Source organism: Micromonospora thermarum, assembly GCF_012034245.1.
In the GTDB taxonomy this organism is placed as follows: Bacteria; Actinomycetota; Actinomycetes; order Mycobacteriales; family Micromonosporaceae; genus Micromonospora; species Micromonospora thermarum.
On sequence record NZ_JAATEO010000089.1, the window covers coordinates 1 to 1,312 of the forward strand.

Annotated in this window: 1 protein-coding gene; it reads right to left on the bottom strand. The window is 72.0% G+C overall.

Features of this window, described 5'->3' with window-relative positions:
• Window position 1: 1 nt before the first annotated feature.
• A partial coding sequence (locus HCJ94_RS29315; RefSeq protein WP_168004235.1) for an MFS transporter occupies window positions 2-1,312 on the bottom strand: 1,311 nt, incomplete at its 5' end.

Genomic DNA, 1,312 nt, shown 5'->3' on the forward strand with positions numbered 1-1,312 from the left:
GCTACCGCTCGGCGGCCGGCACCACCGTCTTCGACAAAGCGATGTCGTCTCCGGCGTCGCTCGCCCACCGGCCGGCGGCGACCGCGTATCCGATCGCGAGGCACGCGTAGCCGGCTGCGGCGACACCGAGCAGCACCGGTGAGCGCCCGTCGTCGGGCAAGAACCTGGCCACGCCCACCATGCCGAGCACGTAGGCGAGGTTGAACGTCGTGTCGTTGACCGCGAACACCCGCCCGCGGAACGCGTCGGCGCACTCGTGCTGCACCATCGTGTCCACCACGATCTTGATGCCGTGCCCGGCGACGTTGACGACGCCGACGACCATCACCAGCAGCAGCGGGTCGAACGGCAGCCCGAACACCGGCAGCGCTACCGCGACCGCCGCGAGCAGCCCGGTCACCCACCGCCACCCGCCGATCCGGCGGGCCACGGGCGGGGTCACCGCAGCCGCCAGCAGCACACCGGCCGCCCCGGCGGCAAAGACGAACCCCAACTGCGTCGGCGCGCCGTCGAGATCGTCACCGGCGAACCGGTTGCGGTAGAGCAGCAGCATCGCCAGGGCCAACGCCCCGAACAGCACCCGGAACCCCGCCTGGGCCGCCATCGCGTACGCAGCACCCCGCGCCCGTCCCAGGTGCCGCACGCCGGCGGCCATGCCGAGGACCACCGCCGCCGCCTCTCCGCCGACTCCCGGCCGGTGCGGCAAGACCTGGTCGGGGCCCAACTCGAGCCGGGCGAAGGAGAAACGGGCCAGCGCAGCGGAAATCAGGTAGCCGACCGGTGCGAGCAGGGCGATGGCGGCGTAGCCGGTATCCCCGGCCGGGAAGACGGTCTGGAGTAGCAGCAGAGCGCAGCCCAGTCCGAGCGAGTACGCCACCGACCCCGCCGTACCGGCGACCGCGTTCGCGGTCACCAGCCGCTCGTCGGACACGACATGCGGCGTCGCCGCCGACAGCCCCGACAACAGCAGCCTGCCCAGCCCGATCACCAGCAGCGTCGAAACGAGGAACAGCGGCCCTTCCGACCCGAAGAAGATCAACGCGGCGAGCGGTAGCACGAGACCCGCCCGGATCAGGTTGCTCCAGACGATCACGGTCCGGCGGCTCCACCGGTCCAGCAGCACACCCGCGAACGGACCCACCAGTGAATACGGCAGCACCAGCACCGCCGCGGCGAACGCGATCGCCGTCGGCGTAGCTTGCCGGTCCGGGTTGAACAACACACTGCCGGCCAGGGCGGCCTGGAACACCCCGTCGGTGAACTGCCCACCCAGCCGAACCGCCAGCAGCCGGCGGAACGCCGGCACGGCGAG